The sequence below is a fragment of the Hahella sp. HNIBRBA332 genome, assembly GCF_030719035.1.
GTDB lineage: Bacteria > Pseudomonadota > Gammaproteobacteria > Pseudomonadales > Oleiphilaceae > Hahella.
Genome location: NZ_CP132203.1, coordinates 6,972,132 through 6,989,963 on the forward strand (window position 1 = coordinate 6,972,132; position 17,832 = coordinate 6,989,963).

Here is a 17,832-nt window from a genome sequence, read left to right on the forward strand (position 1 = left end):
GCTTTTCGAGCCTGTATAACCCGTTGCTTCATGCCATTCAGAACAATCTGGCCAACTGCGAGCCTTCTATGGGGAGGTAGGACTTATTGTTGAAATAAGTCATTGTCACCAGGTCCGAGCCCTGATTGTCGCCGCGGAAGTCGAGGGAGACGCCGCCGATGTTGAACTCCGCATTGCGAGTGGCGCGCACAAAGCTTTCCCGGGTCAGGTCGCCTTTAATGCTTTGCATGATGGCTACGAACATCTTGCCGACGATATAGCCTTCCAGGCTCACTACGTTCAGGCGTTCGCCAAGCGCGGATCTGGCTTCTTTTACGAGCGGCAGGTCGGATTCCAGGTCAGGCACCACCTGGGTCAGGATGACTTTGTCCGTTACCCCGAAGCGGTCCAGAGTGTCGCGCAGGTTTTCCGCGCCAGTGAAGGATACCGCGCTGATCAGCCAGTCTTCGCCCCGCTGTTTGGAGTAGGCGGCGAAGCGGCCGATGGCGTTGTAAGTGCCTACAGTAACCACCAGACGGCAGCGGCTGTTGCTGGCTTTTTCCCACTCTTTAAGAGACTCGAAACCGGCGCGGGAAGTCAGAGTATTGCGTTGATAGACGCCGACAGGACCGATGCCGTTGCGCTCAGGGGAGTCCCCGGATTTGGCCAGGATAGTGTCCAGTTTTTCCACGATGTCGCGGGAACGGACGTTGTTTTGCAGGGCCAGTTTGATGCCTTCAACCCCCGCCATGCCATAGGCGTCGTTCTGCACGTAGGCGCAGATTTCGGACGCTTGCAGGCCGGCGCGGAAACCTTGTTCGATTACCTTGGCGGTTTCCTGCACATAGCTGGCGCGGAAGTTGATGACGTCGCCGATGCCGGGACGCAGCAGACCTGCGCCGGTGAAGAAGCCGACGGCGGGCACTTTGTTGTCAGCGAGGATAGGCAGCGCCACCTGCGCGGTCGGGGTGCCGACATTGCCGATCATGGCGAACACGCCGTCTTTGATCAGACGGTTGGTCTGCTCAACGGTGAGATCTGGGGTGTATGAATCGTTGAGGGTGACGTACTCAAGGCGTCTGCCCTTGATGCTGACGCCTTCGAATGCCGCGAGCACACCGTCGCGCATGTTAAGGCCCAGGCCGCGTGACTGACCTTCCAGGTCCAGTACGCCGCCGACGACAATACGATCTCCGTAGACGCCGGGTGATTGTGCGGCGACAAGTTGGCTCAGGGCCAGACCGAATAAGAGTGAGATGGTCTTTCTCATGTTATCCTCCCATGGGACTCCTTTTAATAACGCTTCCGAAGGGGGCTTTTGGGCGTAGCCAACCCTCTCCGGTCCTGACTTTCCCGGAAATTCCGTTTAAGCAACCAGGGTTCAGCCTGCGCCTTGAGGGGCGGATGTTTACTGCTATCGCTGACAGGCTTGTCTATCGGGGTAAGGCTTAACTCGTGCTCAGCATATCGGTCAGCCTCCTTTTGAATGTTTCCAGATTCCATTCACACCAAATGCCGTTCTGTCTGTAGACCCCATTGACGCAGGCCATCAGAGCGTTGGAAAGGGGCGGGGGCTGAGTCATGCGCTCGTCCGCCGTCATCATCAGTTTGTTGGGAAAACGACGCACTTTAATGGCGAAGGATTCCTGTCCCTGATCGAAATACAACAGATAAGAGGGGCTGGCCCGCTGCACGACTTTGCGTTGCGGCGCGACGGCTTCCGCGTCTTCGCGCAGGCCGAAAAATATCTCCAGGTCGACAACCGGCGTTACCTGACTGCGGACATTCACGAAACCGCTCAACCACTTGGGAGCGTAGGGGACCGGGCAGATTTCCGGGGACTCCAGCAGCTCCTTGTAGCAGTCCTCGCGAATCAGCAGGCCCAGGTTGCCCTGATCAGCTGTTTCCGCGTCGGCTTCCTTCACGGCCAGCCGCAGGGCGAACCATGCGGTGGCCTGGTTTTCGCGGACTTCCTCCCGGGTTTCCGCGTTAATTTGCCGGAGCAGGGCGAATGCTTCGGAAGGCCGTAGTATTCGCTTGCTCTCTACCGGGATTGACACGCTGTTCATGGCGTCTCACCTCGTCCCTGAATCGGCTTCAGGCATAGCTGTGGAGTTGACTGATGATTTCTTCATTTTTGTAAGGCTTGGACACCAACGCCTTGGCGCCCTGCTTGGCCGCCCAGATGTGGTCCACCTTCTGGTTCTTGCTGGAGACGAACACCACGGGGATCTTGGACAGCTCAGGGTCCTGGGCGATCTCCCGACAGGTGCTGAAGCCATCCATGTCACCCATGATGATGTCCATCAGAATCAGGCTGGGCTTTTCTTTGCGCGCCTTGCTGATGGCTTCTTCGCCGGAACGGGCGGTCACCGTTTGATAGGCGGCGCCGGAGACGATCTGCTCCAGATGTTTCAGATCGGTTTCGCTGTCATCGACGATAAGTATTTTCTTGTTCATAGGTTATCTCCCTAGAGCTGCTAATTGTGGAAATATGAGCGTTTCCGTTTTGGTTGCGCCGAGATAGCGGCGTACGACTTCCGCCAGTTCCCGGTCTTCCGGGGGCTTGGTGATATAACCGTCACACCCGGACATTTTTGCTTTGACGCGGTTTAACGTGGATGATTTGCTGGTCAGCATCACCACTTTGGTTTTCACTTGTTGCTTGATTGAGCGGCAAGCCTGATAACCATCCATGCCAGGCATCATCACATCCATGAACACCAGGTCGTAGCGGCAGTCACGCACTTTCAGCAGCGCTTCCTCTCCGCTTTCCGCCACATCCACGCCAGCTTCGAAATCCAGGATTTCGTGCAACTTCTGTTTCATGAAGGTGCGCACCGGCAAGTTGTCGTCGACAACGAGAATGTTCTTTACGTGGGTCTTCGCTTCTTGTTGGTCCGATTGCGTGGCCTGCTGCAATGCTTCGCGCAGGCGACGAAAAATCAGAGGGCGAGTCAGGTGAATTGCGTCGTCGTCAACAGGCTGTTTGCTACGGCTGATGACGATGGTCTTTTCGAAATGGGAGGCGGCCTTCATTCTTTGCCAAAGGCTGCGGCTTTCTGGCTTATCAACATCCACCAGTAGAATCTGACCTTCCATGGTGCCTGGCTCGCTGGCCAGCTGGAAGTTTCCGAACCAGGTTTCGTCCAGATGAGACAGGTTCCGAAGCAGGACCAAGTCTTTCTCCATTAGCCCCACATGCGAAATAATAATCTTGTCCATGAAACCCTCTCCTCGACCTTGCGGCCTTTCCTTTGGGTCTGATTACGAAACGACTAAGTGAACTGCTCCGATGTGATTAAAAACTAATCACTGTTGCCTGGATTATTGGAATGAATGTTAAATTTGTCAAAAACATGCTCGTAAACAATGGTAATAAACGTCGATAAATTGACGTTTCAATTCGCGGTTCCCGTTGCGCGATGTAATTGGAGAGGGAAAATTGTTACGAATGGTGAAAGCGTGTCCCTATTCACGTTCGCGCCTAACTTGTTGTTTTACTGGAAGTCATGGAAACTGGGGTTAATAACGGGTGAGATATCGCCGCAATTCGCCGTACATTGCGGTGAAAAACTTTGCAAAATTAAATATGCGTTTGCGCCTGAAAATGAGGCTTGGAAGTAGGTCTTAGTCGGCTTTCGAGTGCGCGCAATCATGCTGTTTCGAACGTTGAAGACGTCTGAAAGAACATTTGCGAAAAGAACCCGCAGAGATCAGAAAGGCGGGAGGATAACATTGAGGTGTTAAAAAGGAGGCTCAAGGCCTCCTTTTATAATTATCGGCTTATTATTCCGTGGAACGGATTAATGAATGGCGCTCTTGGCCAGTTGTCCGATATCAGTATGGTGCAGCATCTTGGAGAAACCCTCCGTCGCGCTGGCGGGACCAAACGCCACAACCGGCACAGGCGTGCTGGTGTGAGTGCCGGTAGCCCAGACGATGTTCTGGCTTTCGGCCATGGCGCGACCCAACAGGTCGTGGCGCACTTCCTGGCCGTACACGTAGAACGACTTGAAGTCATTCACTTTCGGGAACATCTTGGCGCTCAGGTAATCGTGGCCGTCAACCTGAAAGTAGTTAGGCTCTTGCTCCAGAACCGCTTTGGCCTGCTCCAGGGTGATGGGGAAGGCGTTGTTAGCGTTCACAAGCTTCATCAGTGCTTCCGGGGATTGTTTGTCGCCGTCGTACTGAGCGAACAGGTCCGGGAAGCTCATTTTTTGCTGGTACAGCTTGCTCAGGGTCTCGAACGAACCAAAGTTGAAGTTAGGCGCGTAGGCCGCCTCTTTGAACGCTTCGCCGTTCAGCGGTTCGCCTTCAGGGATGTCGGAACGCGAGTAGCTGAAGCCAAAGCCGCCGGTTTCATGGTCGGCGGTGATGATGACCAAGGTGTCCTGACGGTTCTTCACCCACTCGTAAACGTAGTTGATGGTTTCGTCGAACTTGAGCATCTCATGCAGCATGGTGCCTGCGTCGTTGTCGTGGCCCGCCCAGTCGATCTGGCCGCCTTCGATCATCAGGAAGAATCCCTTTTCGTTACGGGACAGAATGTCCAGCGCCTTCATGGTCATTTCTTTCAGTGACGGTTCGGTGCGCTTGGGATCGTCTTTGCTGTGTGTGTAACGGATGCCGTTCATCATGCCGGAGTAGTTGAACAGGCCCAACAGCTTATCGCCCTTGGCGGCGTCTAGCTGATGACGGTTGAACGCCAGCTGATATCCCATTGAGTCAGCTTCCGCCAGCAGGTTTTTGTCGTCTTTACGCTTGGACTTCAACTGCACGGCGCCTTCGGTTTGCTTCTCCAATTGGTGGTACAGCTCGCCTTTGTCGTTCACGGACTTGGGCAGCCAGTGACGCAGTCCGCCGGACAGCATGACGTCCACCTGGTTGGCCAACATATCTTCCGCGATCTGGTTTTCCATGGAGCGATGCGCGCGGTGAGCGGCGAAAGACGCAGGCGTGGCGTGAGTCAGACGGGTGTCGGAAACCAAGCCGGTGGATTTACCCATACGCTTGGCTTTCTCCAGTACGGTTTCAACATGGTTACCCACTTTGTCTACGCCGATGACTTCGGATGGCGCAGGTTCGCCAGTCGCCAATTGCGTGGCGGAACAGGCGGAGTCGACAACCAGATTATAAGCGGGAGTGTGGCGGGACAGACCCAGGACGCCGGCGCCCATGAACTTCTGCATGCCGGTGAGCTGACCGTGGTAAATGGAATCAGGCGCATTGACGGCGTATTCGTGCAGCAATCCGATCTGCTGCGGCCCCATGCCGTCGCCGATCATCATGATCACGTTTTTAACTTCCGGTTCCTTGGCGGTGGTTTTTTTGTCCATGGTGGACTGACATCCCGCCATCAAGGCCGAAATTGCTGCTGCGCTGGCCAATAGTTTCCAAGAATGTATTCTTCTTAGCATAGACTTCCTTATTGCATAGTCGATTGATGTGATAATGGAGCTTGCGCCCCTTTAGTCAGGCGTTTTTGTTGTTATCGCCCAATTCTTTTGATCCGGTCACAGCATACCCACGCCGGGACGACACTTTCCCTGTCGGAACCAGCGTGAGTCGATCGGGTTCTTTGTTATTTCAGATACTTGGCCGTCAGCGCGCTCATATACTCAGGGTCATCCCGCAGACGCGAAATCTCTTTCCAGATGGCGGTTTGTTCTGCGGTGGTGAGGGGCGAGCCTTTGGCGAAAGTAAGATGGTAGGATTTACTGCTGAGGGGGTTGAGGTCGGATTTCAGTTTGGTTTTGTATTCCGCCTGCCGCATCAGGTGTTGGTAAACTTCCGGGGTGGTGATCACCGAACCGCTCCCCAGCTTGGCCAGCTTTTCGATGTTGCGCAGTTCTCCGGTCTGGCTCTCATATATGCGCCGGTTGGACTCCCGCAGCGTACTGACGATGGAGTAACCGCGGGCGACGCGCACCGGCTCCGGCAGCGTGTTGAGATCGCCCTTGTATTCGTATTTGGCGTCGCTGGACACCACGACAATATATTCCACTTGCGCTACCCGCGAGGCGGAGCGCTGCGCGGTGGCGGCGTCGGCGGGGTAGTTCATATATTCCGCGCGCTCTTTTTTGTAAGAGGCGGTGACGACGCCGTGCACCAGGTTGCCACGGGCGGAATCCAGACACTCCTGCCACAGCATAGGTTTGAATTCGACTTTATAGCCCAGGCTTTCGGCGGCTTTTTTCACGATGTCTACATGCATGCCTGCGGCTTCGCCTTGCTCGTCTACGTAGGTGAATGGGTACCAGTAGTTGTTGTCGCTACAGAAGACGATATCTGTTTGCGCGGCGGCGAGATTGGAAAGGAAGAGAGTAGTAAGAAAAAGCGCCAGCGCTCTGAAGGCATTGTATGTCGACATATGTTTTCCTTATGGGAAAGTGAATACAGATTGTGTCTTAGCAGGCTCTGTTTTGAGATCTGATTATTATTCTGCACATACGCTGATTTTATTATTTATTTCGACATGTTAGCTGATGTAGGTCTAATGGCAAGGGCTTGTTGGGGATAAGTTACACAGTGTTACCTTGAATGAAATACATGGGGTGGACGTTAGATTTTCGCCGCGGGGGCGACAGGGCGCTTCTGGTTAGGGCGTCGCGGGGAAGATGCTTGCTGGCGGGAATTTTGAAAAGCGTTGGTAAAGTCGCGAGAATAGGAGGCTTGTCTGACATTCTATTTCGGGACTTCGCGTTATATGAAACTCACCGCCATTCATCATGCCGCTATTATTTGTTCGGACTATGCGGCGTCAAAACGCTTTTATGCGGAAGTGCTGGGGCTGAAAATCCTGGCTGAGAATTTTCGCGCGCAACGAAATTCATACAAATTGGACCTGCAACTGCCGGACGGTTCTCAGGTTGAACTATTCTCCTTTCCTGATGCGCCGCCTCGTCCCAGCTATCCCGAAGCGCGTGGATTGCGCCATCTGGCCTTTGTCACGCCGTCGGTAGAGGAAGCCAAGGCGTATCTGGAATCCCAAGGCGTGGCGGTGGAGGATATCCGAGTGGATGAATACACCGGTAAGCGCTTCACTTTTTTTGCAGACCCGGATGATCTGCCGCTGGAGTTATATGAGGCGTAAGGCGGCTTGGAGATGGAAAGTAGACAAGTCAGGTTCGCGGCAGGTTAAAAAAGGGAGCGCTAAGGCTCCCAAACGCAGAGGAGCAAGGGTCGTTGCTTTTGCTTCTCCTCAACCGGGGCGAGGATTTCTCCTCAAACTAAATTTCTCTTCCAACGATTGCGACGTCCACCCGGATGAACTCCGCTACAGCAGCTTTTGCAGCTCCGGGATACAGGAGCCGCAGTTAGTGCCGGCGTTCAGGCATTGGCCAATGGCTTCCACCGTTTGCAGCCCCTTTTCCCGAATCGTCTGACGCAGGGTATTTTCTCCTACGCCGAAGCAGGCGCAAATGGTGCGGCCAGCCTGGGGGGCGTCGGAGCGAGGAACACCGGCGAGCAGGCCGAGGCGGTCATTGTGGGTCAGTGCATCCAGATCGAACAAGCTCGCCAACCAGGAGCGTTCAGGCAAATCTGGCGTAGGACCGATAAACAGACACGCTGTCAGACGGTCGCCAGTAAAGCAGGCGCTGCGATATTTGCCCGTCGCGCAGTCCTGATACTCCAGCCACTCGTTCTCACTCTGTTCCGACGGACTCAGCAGGGCGCGCGCCCATTGGTTCCAGTCCTCAATGGGCGCAGTCCCTGCGATCTCATAACGGTAGAAGCGGGCTCCGCGGATTTTGGTCCAGTAGGGCGCGCCTTCCAGGTTTATTTCTTCCCGGGAGAAAATAAAGCCGTGCCAGGCCGCTTCAAAGCGCTCCGCTGTTACGGGGGTATGTTTACTCTCGGGCTGTCCGGAATGAGGGTCGGTCACAGGGTTGACCAAGGCGCCGACCCGTCCCGCCGCACTGTATTGCGCCGTCCAATGCATGGGGACGAACAGTTGTCCGGGTTGTTGCTCGTCCGTCAGGTCGGCTCTGGCGATGAGAGCGCCATAATGGGAGCGGAGTCTGACCAGATCATTTTGCTCGATTCCAAGCCGCTGTGCGTCCTGCGGATGCATGGCGCAATAAGGCTCGCCCAGGTGAGCGTTCAGTTGCGGCGCCAGGGCGGTGCGGGTCATGGTGTGCCATTGATCGCGAATACGGCCGGTGTTGAGTGCGAAAGGCAGGCGCTCATCCCGTTTTCCCTGCGGCGACTGTGGCGTAATCGGCAGCAGGAGCGCCTTGTGATTCGGATTAAAATAACCGCCGTCCTGAAACAATCTGGCGGCGCCATGGGGCGTGGCGGCGTTAACCGGCCACTGTATCGGTTCTAGCGCGTCATAAGCGGCGTCAGTCAGAGTTTCCAACGCGGAGATATCAAAAGCGCGTTGTGTTTGCTCTGGCGTATTTTCGAACCCGGACAAGGCGGCGTGCTCAATGAAAATATCCCGGCTGTTGCGATAATTGAAGGCGGCGCCGAAACCCATGCGTTGCGCCACCGCGCTGACAATCCACCAGTCCGCTTTAGCCTCGCCGGGAGCGGGCAGAAAGGCGCGCTGGCGGGAGATGCGCCGCTCGGAATTGGTGACGGTTCCGTCTTTTTCGCCCCAGCCGAGGGCCGGCAACAGGATGTTGGCGTATTCCGTGGTGTCGGTGCGCCGCATACAGTCGGACACGATCACTTTGTCGCAGCGGGAAAGCGCCTGGGCGACCTTGTCCGCATCCGGCATGCTGACCACAGGATTAGTGCCCATGATCCAGATGGCCTTGATGCGGCCGTCCGCCACGGCGTCGAACAGATCCACGGCTTTCAGGCCGGGCTGGCTTGCCATGCGTGTGGCGTTCCAGAAGCGGCCGACCCGTTCGATATTATCCGGGGTAAAATCCATATGCGCGGCGAGTTGATTGGCCAGCCCGCCCACTTCGCGACCGCCCATGGCGTTGGGCTGGCCGGTGAGAGAAAATGGTCCCATGCCGGGCTTGCCTATACGTCCGGTGGCCAGGTGGCAATTGATGATGGCGTTGACCTTGTCGCTGCCGCTGCTGGACTGATTGACGCCTTGGGAATAGGCCGTCACGGTTTTGGGCGTTCTACGGAACCAGTCGTAAAACGCCGCCACTTCGCCTTCTTTCAAGCCGCAATGCCGGGCCACGGAGACGATATCCGCCGTACCTTCGGCGCGGGCGGTCTTGATCGCGCGACCGAATCCCTCGGTATGTTGCTCAAGGTATTCGTAATCAAGCGCGCCCAGACGCGCCAGATAAGCCAGTAAGCCGTTAAACAGCCAGGCGTCGGTTCCCGGCTGCAGAGGTAGATGCAGGTCAGCGATGTCGCAGGTGGCGGTGCGACGGGGATCAATCACCACCACTTTCATTTGTGGGCGCTGCTGTTTGGCGGCTTTAACGCGTTGATAAAGGATCGGATGACACCAAGCAGTATTGGAGCCGGTCAGGATGATCAGGTCGGCCTGCTCCAGATCCTCGTAGCATCCCGGTACGACATCCGCGCCGAAAGCGCGTTTGTGTCCTGCCACGGATGAGGACATGCACAGACGTGAATTGGTGTCCACGTTGGCGGAGCCAAGGAAGCCTTTCATCAGCTTGTTGGCGACGTAATAGTCCTCCGTCAGCAATTGGCCGGAGAGATAGAACGCGACGGACTCGGGGCCATGTTCGCGCACGGTGGCGCTGAGAGTGGTTGCGACAAGGTCCAGCGCGGCGTCCCAGGACACGGTTTCGCCGTTGACCTCCGGCTGCAGTAAGCGGCCCTGCAAGGTCAACGTGTCCGCCAGCGCGGCGCCTTTCGAGCACAAACGTCCGAAGTTGGCGGGATGGCTGCGATCGCCGGCAATGCGGGCCTGACGCGTCGTTGAATCGATCACTTGCGCCTGAATGCCGCAACCCACGCCGCAGTACGCGCATGTCGTGTGTAGAGTGCGATTAGAAGTCATAAACTCGGGCCTGATGCAAAAAGGGTGAAACGGCGAAACCGCGGCGGGGAGTGCGGTCCCGCCGTTTCAATGGGAAAAGAGTCCCCAAGCTCACCATTTTCAATCGCTCTCTTCCGTGGCGGTGAGGGCCACGAATATTTGCCGGCCTTCCATACGCACCTGGAAAGTTCGCGTACAGCCGGTGTCATAACCCTGGGCTTCGCCGTTCTGCAGGCTGATTACCCAGTTATGCAGCGGGCAGGTGACGTTGTCGCCGTGCACAATCCCCTGGGACAACGCGCCGCCCTTGTGCGGGCATTTGTCGCGCAGGGCGAACACTTTGTCGTCCTTGGTGCGAAACACCGCCAGATCGCCGAAACGGGACTGCACTACGCGGGCGCCAAGACGCGGTATTTCTTCAAGACTGCCTACCTCGATCCACTGTGTCATAGTTGATATCTCTTCTGTCTTACGTCTCAGGAGTTTTCAGGTTCAGTTGTCTGCGCGGTTTTAGTTCAATTGAGTGAGAGGAATGAACTCCTGTTTCTCCACGCCTTGCGCCGCCCGTTCCGCCCAGGGATCGATCTGCGCCAAAGTCTGCGAGGCCAGGAAGCGGGTGTGAAACGCCTTGCGCTGCTCCGGGTTGTCCACCAGCTCGGACTTGATATAGCTGAGACCGACACGTTCCACCCAGGGCGCTGTGCGTTCGTTGTGATGGCCCTGCTCTCGGTACATCTGCATGAAGGCGCCGGCGTACTCCATGACGTCATCCATGGTGGCGACTTTCACCAGGAAGTCGGAAACGCGCACTTTCATTCCGCCGTTGCCGCCCACATAAAGCTCCCAGCCGGAGTCCACCGCCACCACGCCGAAGTCTTTGATGGTGGCTTCGGCGCAATTGCGCGGGCAGCCGGATACCGCCATTTTCACTTTGGCGGGCGTCCAGGAGCCCCAGGTCATTTTCTCCAGCTTGACGCCCATGCCAGTGGAGTCCTGGGTGCCGAAGCGGCAGAACTCCGAGCCGACGCAGGTCTTCACGGTGCGCAATGCTTTACCGTAAGCGTGACCGGAAACCATGCCGGCGTCGTTCAGGTCTTTCCAGATATGGGGCAAGTCTTCTTTCTTGACTCCGAGCAGGTCAATACGCTGGCCGCCGGTGACTTTTACGCAGGGCACTTTGTATTTGTCCGCCGCATCGGCGATAGCGCGCAGCTCGTTGGGAGTGGTGAGGCCGCCCCACATGCGCGGCACGACGCTATAGGTGTTGTCTTTCTGAATATTGGCGTGCACCCGCTCGTTGATGAAGCGGGAACGTGGGTCGTCCACTTTCTGGTCCGGCCAGGCGCAAACCAGATAGTAATTGATGGCAGGACGGCAGACGTGGCAACCGTCCGGCTTGCTCCACTCCATGAAGGCGGCGACTTCATGGAAGGTTTTCAGGCCGTTATCGAGAATGGTTTTGCGGACAGTGTCATGGCCGTAGCCAGTGCATTTGCAGAGCGGCTTTTCGCTGGGCGCGGTGCTGTAGTCGCCGCCCACGGTGGCCGCCAGAACCTGCTCCACCAGCCCGGTGCAGGAGCCGCAGGACGCGGACGCCTTGGTGGCGGCGCGCACATCGTCCAGGGTAAAGAGCTTGTTGTCGGTGATGGCTTTGACGATATCGCCTTTGCAAACGCCGTTACAGCCGCAGATTTCCGTGTCGTCAGGCAGTTCCGCCACGGCGTTGATGCCCTGGCGGCCCGAGTCGCCCACCAGGTGCTGACCGAACAGCAAGGTGTCGCGGAAGTCGCTGATGTTGGTTTTGTCGCGCATCAGCTGGAAGTACCAGGAGCCGTCGCCGGTATCGCCGAACATCACAGAACCGATGATTTTGTCCTCTCTGATCACCACCTTTTTATAAACGCCGCGTTTGGGGTCCTGAAACACGATGTTTTCGCTGTCGTTGTCCCCCAGGAAGTTGCCGGCGGAAAACACATCGATGCCGGTGACTTTGAGTTTGGTGGAGACTTCCTTCTGTTTGTAGATGCCGATGCCGTAGCCCGCCAGATGGTTGGCGCAGACTTTGGCCTGATCCCAAATGGGCGCCACCAGGCCGAATAATTCTCCCCGGTGCTGGACGCATTCGCCAATGGCGTAGATGCTGGGGTCGAAGGTTTGCATGGTGTCGTTGACCACCACCCCGCGTTCACAGTACAAACCACAGGATTGCGCCAGCTCGGTGTTGGGACGAATGCCGACAGCCATCACCACGATATCCGCAGGAAGCGTCTCGCCGGTGTCGAACTTGATGGCTTTGACGCTGCCGTGCTCATCGCCTTCCAGGCAAGAGGTGTTGGCGGACATGCGGAACTTCATGCCGCGCTCTTCCAGGGCCGCTTGCAGAAAGCGGGCGGAGGGACCGTCCAGCTGGCGATTCATCAGAATTTCCAGGTTATGCACGACAGTGACGTCCATACCGTGCTTCAACAATCCGTTGGCGGCTTCCAGACCGAGCAGGCCGCCGCCGATAACGATGGCGTGTTGTTTGGATTTGGCGGCGGACAGCATGGTGTCCACATCGGAAATATCACGGAAGGTGATGACGCCTTTCAGGTCTTTGCCTGGTACAGGAATAATGAAGGGGTTGGAGCCGGTGGACAGCAGCAGCCTGTCATAGGCCGCTTCTGTCCCGTCCGCCGCATACACAATCTTATTACGGCGATCCACTTTCAGCGCCCGCTTCTCCCATCCGGCGTGCAAGGTGATGTTGTGAGTTTTGTACCATTCCATGTCGTTGATCATGATGTCTTCGAGCGTCTTTTCTCCGGACAACAACGGCGACAACATGATGCGGTTGTAATTGCCGTGAGGCTCTGATCCGAACACGGTGATGTCGTATTTATCCGGCGCTATTTTTAGCAACTCCTCGACAGTCCGCATTCCAGCCATTCCATTTCCGACGACGACTAATTTTTCTTTCATGGACCTTCTCCAGCTCGCTGAATCCGCTACAGGCTAATTGACGGTGATAGAGCATGAATGGCGCCAACCAAAATCTCGTTATTTTTAAGTAACTGTAATTAAAGAGATAAAAAGTGGTTTTCGATGCATTTCGAGGAGTTTTGCTTGTCAATGGTGCGGAATGACGCCTGAGTTTTGTTCTAAAAAAGTGCGCAAATTTTAGCTGGCGCCCAACAAGAGTGATTAATTTGGTGCGGGATTGGTTTTTTGTGTTGCGCTTATTTGGTGCGTTATGTGGCGGAAAAAAGCCTAACGGTCTTCCTGATAAATTTAATTATTTGATATACATGGGGATTTATGTTTCTTCATGGTTGCGAAAGAGATATCAGGACAGGCTGAAAGGAGGTTAAACAAGCCTGTTTTATCGGTTGGCACAGCTTTTGTAGTTCCTGTGGGTGCTTTTCTACGAGAACTCAACTGCCAATAAGACAGGAAGATTTATGTCATCCGATAAACTCAATATTTTGGATCTGTCCCAAGGGGGCGTCCGAACCTTGCATTACACCTGGTTCGCGTTTTTCCTCACGTTCGTCATGTGGTTTTCCCACGCGCCGATGAAACCATTCATTGTGGAAGCATTCAATATGTCCAATGAGCAGTGGAAGGCGCTGTTGATTTTGAACGTGGCGCTGACCATTCCCGCGCGTATTGTCATTGGCATGTTGGTGGATAAGTTCGGCCCGCGTGCGGTGTACAGTCTGTTGTTAATGATTTCCGCTTTCCTGTGTTGGGGATTTGCGTTTTCCACCACCTTTGAGCAGCTTGCTCTGTTCCGGTTTTTGTGTGGATTCATCGGCGCGGGTTTTGTCATCGGCATCCGTCTGGTCGGAGAGTGGTTTCCCGCCAAAACCGTTGGCGTGGCGGAAGGCGTCTATGGCGGTTGGGGGAATTTCGGCTCCACCGCGGCGGCCTGGACGCTGCCATCAATCGCCGCTTATATCTATGGCGGAGATGAAGGATGGCGTTATGCGATCGCCACCACTGGGGTCGTCGCCTTCTTCTATGGACTGCTGTTTTACCGCAAAGTTCGCAATACCCCAAAAGGCTCTACTTATTTCAAACCCAAGAAGAGCGGGGGACTGGAGGTCAGTTCCTGGAAAGACTTCTGGTTTTACATCGCCATGAACCTGCCCATGTACATAGCTTTGGCGGTGTTGACCTGGAAGCTGTCTCCCGCCGGTCTGGGACTGCTATCCGACTCTACGGCTTCGATTTTGTGGGCGGGGCTGGTGGCGTTATTTATCGTCCAGTTCTGGCAGATCTACAACGTCAATCATGAGCGCCTGAAGCAAGGCGTGCCGGAAATGCAGCGTTATAAGTTCAAGCAGGTGGCGGTGTTGGACTGGGCGTACTTCGTGACCTTCGGATCGGAGTTGGCGGTAGTGTCAATGTTGCCCGCTTTTTTCATGGAAACCTTTGGTCTGTCGCCAGTGCAGGCGGGTCTGTTGGGAGGCGCTTTCGCCCTGATGAACTTGGTGGCCCGTCCTGGCGGCGGTCTGTTGTCGGATCGCTTTGGCCGCAAGAAAACCTTGTCTATCCTGATTGCGGGCCTGGCGGTGGGGTATTTGCTGCTGAGTCAGATTTCTGCAGCCTGGATGATCCCGGCGGCGGTGGCGGCAGTCATGCTGTGCTCCTTCTTCGTGCAGGCGGGGGAAGGGGCGGTGTTCGCCATGGTGCCGCTAGTGCAGCGCCGTATGACCGGACAAATCGCGGGTATGGCGGGCGCCTACGGCAATGTGGGCGGCGTGACTTTCCTGACGGTGTATTCATTCGTCGATGCATCCACATTTTTTATGGCCATTGCAGGAGCGGCGGCAGTTTGTTTTCTCGCCGTGCAGTTTCTCGATGAGCCTGAAGGGCATATGGTCGAAGTGGGCGAAGACGGCAGCGTGCAACTGATTGAAGTGAACTGATTGACATGGGTCTATTGCTGCGGCGTACTACCTTTAATTTTTGCAGCAGGATGAGTGGCGCATGATATTCGCCAGCGATTTGTCGCTATCCGTTGATCAACACAGCATTGCCGGCGTGAAACCCCGCAATGAAGACTGCATCGGCGTGCGTATTCCTGATCGGGAGACGTTGCAATTGAAAGGCGCTGTGGCGGTCATCGCGGATGGCGTCAGTGCGGCGGAAGCGGGCAAGGAAGCCAGCGAAGCCTGCGTCACCAACTTTTTGAGCGATTATTTCTGCACTCCGGATTCCTGGTCGGTGAAAAACGCCGCGCAGAAAGTGCTGCAGGCGTTGAACCGCTGGCTTTATGGACAAAGTCTACGCACCTTGAATGACGACAAAGGATATGTGTGCACTTTGTCCATTCTGGTATTGAAGTCGACGCAGGCGCATATCTTTCATGTGGGCGACAGTCGGATTTATCTCTATCGGCAGGGCGAGCTGGAACAGGTCACTACGGATCACACCGCCCGCGTTGATGCAGAACGCACTTATCTGGCTCGGGCCATGGGATTTTCCGCCAATCTGGACATCGACTACCGCGTGTTGGAGATACAGGCCGGAGATGTGTTCCTGCTGAGCACGGATGGCCTCCATGATTTTATCCCGCATCATCAATTGCGGGAGCGGCTGCGAGACGCCGCGCAAGCGTCTTTTCAGGGGCTTGCTGCAGACCTTTTACAGGCAGCTCTGCAGGCGGGCAGTGACGATAACCTGAGTTGTCAGATACTACGGGTGGAGAGTCTCGGGTTACGCGATGCGGACGCCTGCTGCCGCGAACTCAGCCGCCTCCCGTTTCCGCCGCCGTTGGAAGTGGGGCAGAGCCTGGACGGCTATCGCGTCGATCGTATTCTGCATGAAAGCGCGCGCAGCCAGGTCTATCAGGTCACTGATATGGAAACCGGGGGGCGTGCGGTAATGAAAACGCCCTCTCTCAATTTCGTGGATGATCCTGCTTATATCGAACGTTTCACCATGGAGGAGTGGATTGCGCGACGGGTGCACAATCCCCACGTGGCGGGTTTGGTTCCCTGCAAACGAGCGCGTAGCTGTCTGTATTATCTGACGGAGTTCGTACCAGGCGCGCCCTTGTCCCGGTGGATTCGCGATAACTCTCGCCCGGATATTCACCGGGTGACCCGCATTCTGGAGCAGATAGTCAAAGGCGTGCGGGCGTTACATCGCAAAGAGACTTTGCATCAAGATATCAAGCCGGACAATCTCCTTATTACCAATGACGATCACGTCACTTTGGTGGACTTTGGCTCCTGCCGTATTCCGGGTGTGGAGGAAATGTATCTGCCCATTGCGCGGGAAAGGGCCTTGGGCACCGCCAGTTATAGCGCGCCGGAATACGTATTGGGGACGAAAGCCACGACACGCTCCGAGCTGTTTTCCGTGGCGGTGATCGGGTATGAAATGTTGACTGGGCATTTGCCATACGGTGAAGCCTATGAAAAGGCCGCGTCGCCGACCGCGTTGGCCAAATTAAAATATACGCCGGCCTATCATCACAACCCGATGGTTCCGGTGTGGATGGACGGCGCCTTGAAGAAAGCCCTGCAACTGGACCCGCGTCGTCGCTACGACAGCTTTTCCGAATGGTTGCAGGACATGACTCATCCCAACTCCCGGCTTATGCCGGATAGCGCGCTTCCCATCGTCGAACGCAATCCTTTGGCCTTCTGGCGCGGGCTAAGCGGGATACTGTTATTTACTCAACTTGCTACGCTGCTGTGGTTGCTGCATCTGTTGCGGTAACAGTTAGGATCCCGCCGGAGCAGGGATTTCCGCCGCCACTTTCTCCCCGATCAGGCGATGGGTCTTACCGGAAGGGTGAATGCTGTCGAAGTAATAGAAATTATCGAATTGCTCTTCGCTACAGATGTCGCTGAACTCCAGGTCTTCCGTCACATAACAGCCGTTCGTGGTGTTAGTGAAGCCGTAGTCCGTTGCATTATTGAGAATATCCAGAGCGATTTGGTAAGAGTTGATCATCGTGACTTTCGCCTCGCCCATGTTCAACGCTGATAGCTTCAGCTCCACTTGGTTATTGAAGTAAACGGTCAGGTCGCTGACTAGTTGCGAGCGACCTTCCTGTCCGGGCTCTGCTGATTCTTTCAACACTTTTGGGGTTTTGCCCACATCCGGTACGGTAAGCACAACGATGTTTTTCCCGCCCTTGTCTATCACCTCCTGAACATTGGCGGCGACTTTGTCCGCGGCAAGATCCAGGGCGTTGGTGTTGTTGGGGGACGTCTCTCCACGTTGCTCAAGAATATCGTTGCCGCCGATAAAGAACAGGTAGAGCGCTTTCGGGGACGCCTCTTCGGAATGGTATTCCATATAGGTGTCCACCTGGAAATCCAGGTCGATATTCTGATCTGCGTCCGCCTGAGCGCCGGCCACGGCATAGTTGGTGCCGTCGGTAATTTCATCCAGGTATAGGGACGGTTCTACCTCTACATTCAGAGACTCCGCCACGTAATCCACGATCAACTTACCGTTGGAAATCCGGTTGTCGTAAAAGGGGGAGGGCAGGTCTGTCTCCAGAGAGAGGTAGCCGCCCAGATTCCCGGTATCAGAAAGACTATCTCCAAATACATAGAGCGCGCTGTAGGGGCGAGACTCAGAGGTCTCCTTCTCTTCATCATCGCTCAGTTGACAGCCCGACAGGGCGACTGCGCACGCCAACGGCGCCAAAAAGGTTTGTTTCCAGGTTCCTTTCACCGTGTTCATTATGCTCATCCTATTTCTACAGTTAGCTCTCTTTTTTCATTCGGACGCCGAAACCGGGCTTTTAGCGTCCGTTCTACTCAATCCCAACGCTCCGCGTGAGCCTGAGTCGTTATCCCTCTATCGCAGGATCCGTGCCTGAAATGAGAAATGTCGTCTCAATTAGCGGAAACCACATAAAATCATTGGGTTAGCGTGGAATTGACGAAGAGTAAACAGAAACTTTCTTCACTGAA

Annotated in this window: 13 protein-coding genes; 3 read left to right on the plus strand and 10 right to left on the minus strand. The window is 55.5% G+C overall.

Annotated features, from left to right (window positions below; translation table 11 throughout):
- Positions 1–37: 37 nt before the first annotated feature.
- The 6 genes from O5O45_RS31035 to O5O45_RS31060 all read right to left on the minus strand — a co-directional run bounded on the left by O5O45_RS31035 (position 38) and on the right by O5O45_RS31060 (position 6,352).
- Positions 38–1,249, minus strand: a complete 1,212-nt coding sequence (locus tag O5O45_RS31035) for an ABC transporter substrate-binding protein (protein WP_305903108.1) — start codon at positions 1,247–1,249, stop codon at positions 38–40.
- 178 nt (positions 1,250–1,427) lie between these two features.
- Complete coding sequence (locus O5O45_RS31040; protein ID WP_305903109.1) at positions 1,428–2,048, minus strand: chemotaxis protein CheW; 621 nt, start codon at positions 2,046–2,048, stop codon at positions 1,428–1,430.
- A 28-nt stretch (positions 2,049–2,076) separates the two neighbouring features.
- Positions 2,077–2,439 (minus strand): response regulator, encoded by a 363-nt coding sequence (locus O5O45_RS31045; RefSeq protein WP_305903110.1) that lies wholly within the window; start codon positions 2,437–2,439, stop codon positions 2,077–2,079.
- Between the two features lie 3 nt (positions 2,440–2,442).
- Positions 2,443–3,204 (minus strand): response regulator, encoded by a 762-nt coding sequence (locus tag O5O45_RS31050; RefSeq protein ID WP_305903111.1) that lies wholly within the window; start codon positions 3,202–3,204, stop codon positions 2,443–2,445.
- A gap of 581 nt (positions 3,205–3,785) precedes the next feature.
- Positions 3,786–5,399, minus strand: coding sequence for an alkaline phosphatase (locus tag O5O45_RS31055; protein WP_305903112.1), 1,614 nt, complete (start codon positions 5,397–5,399; stop codon positions 3,786–3,788).
- A 164-nt stretch (positions 5,400–5,563) separates the two neighbouring features.
- Entirely contained in the window at positions 5,564–6,352 is a 789-nt protein-coding gene (locus tag O5O45_RS31060; protein WP_305903113.1) for a substrate-binding periplasmic protein, read from the minus strand.
- 336 nt (positions 6,353–6,688) lie between these two features.
- Between O5O45_RS31060 and gloA2 the strand changes: the two genes are divergently transcribed.
- Positions 6,689–7,075, plus strand: coding sequence for an SMU1112c/YaeR family gloxylase I-like metalloprotein (gene gloA2 / locus O5O45_RS31065; protein WP_305903114.1), 387 nt, complete (start codon positions 6,689–6,691; stop codon positions 7,073–7,075).
- 183 nt (positions 7,076–7,258) lie between these two features.
- Here the strand turns inward: gloA2 and O5O45_RS31070 are convergent, their stop codons facing one another.
- The 3 genes from O5O45_RS31070 to nirB all read right to left on the minus strand — a co-directional run bounded on the left by O5O45_RS31070 (position 7,259) and on the right by nirB (position 12,868).
- Positions 7,259–9,928, minus strand: coding sequence for a nitrate reductase (locus O5O45_RS31070; protein WP_305903115.1), 2,670 nt, complete (start codon positions 9,926–9,928; stop codon positions 7,259–7,261).
- Between the two features lie 99 nt (positions 9,929–10,027).
- Complete coding sequence (nirD, locus tag O5O45_RS31075) at positions 10,028–10,357, minus strand: nitrite reductase small subunit NirD (protein ID WP_127968691.1); 330 nt, start codon at positions 10,355–10,357, stop codon at positions 10,028–10,030.
- 60 nt (positions 10,358–10,417) lie between these two features.
- Complete coding sequence (gene nirB, locus O5O45_RS31080) at positions 10,418–12,868, minus strand: nitrite reductase large subunit NirB (RefSeq protein WP_305903116.1); 2,451 nt, start codon at positions 12,866–12,868, stop codon at positions 10,418–10,420.
- A 479-nt stretch (positions 12,869–13,347) separates the two neighbouring features.
- On the opposite strand from nirB, the gene O5O45_RS31085 reads away from it, so the two are divergent.
- Both O5O45_RS31085 and O5O45_RS31090 read left to right on the plus strand, forming a co-directional pair.
- Positions 13,348–14,820, plus strand: a complete 1,473-nt coding sequence (locus tag O5O45_RS31085) for a NarK family nitrate/nitrite MFS transporter (RefSeq protein WP_305903117.1) — start codon at positions 13,348–13,350, stop codon at positions 14,818–14,820.
- Positions 14,821–14,881: 61 nt separating this feature from the next.
- Positions 14,882–16,621 carry a bifunctional protein-serine/threonine kinase/phosphatase gene (locus O5O45_RS31090; RefSeq protein ID WP_305903118.1) on the plus strand — a complete coding sequence of 580 codons (1,740 nt, stop codon included), beginning with the start codon at positions 14,882–14,884 and terminating at the stop codon, positions 16,619–16,621.
- A 3-nt stretch (positions 16,622–16,624) separates the two neighbouring features.
- On the opposite strand, the gene O5O45_RS31095 is transcribed toward O5O45_RS31090, so the two are convergent.
- Positions 16,625–17,599 (minus strand): SGNH/GDSL hydrolase family protein, encoded by a 975-nt coding sequence (locus tag O5O45_RS31095; protein ID WP_305903119.1) that lies wholly within the window; start codon positions 17,597–17,599, stop codon positions 16,625–16,627.
- Positions 17,600–17,832: the final 233 nt, after the last annotated feature.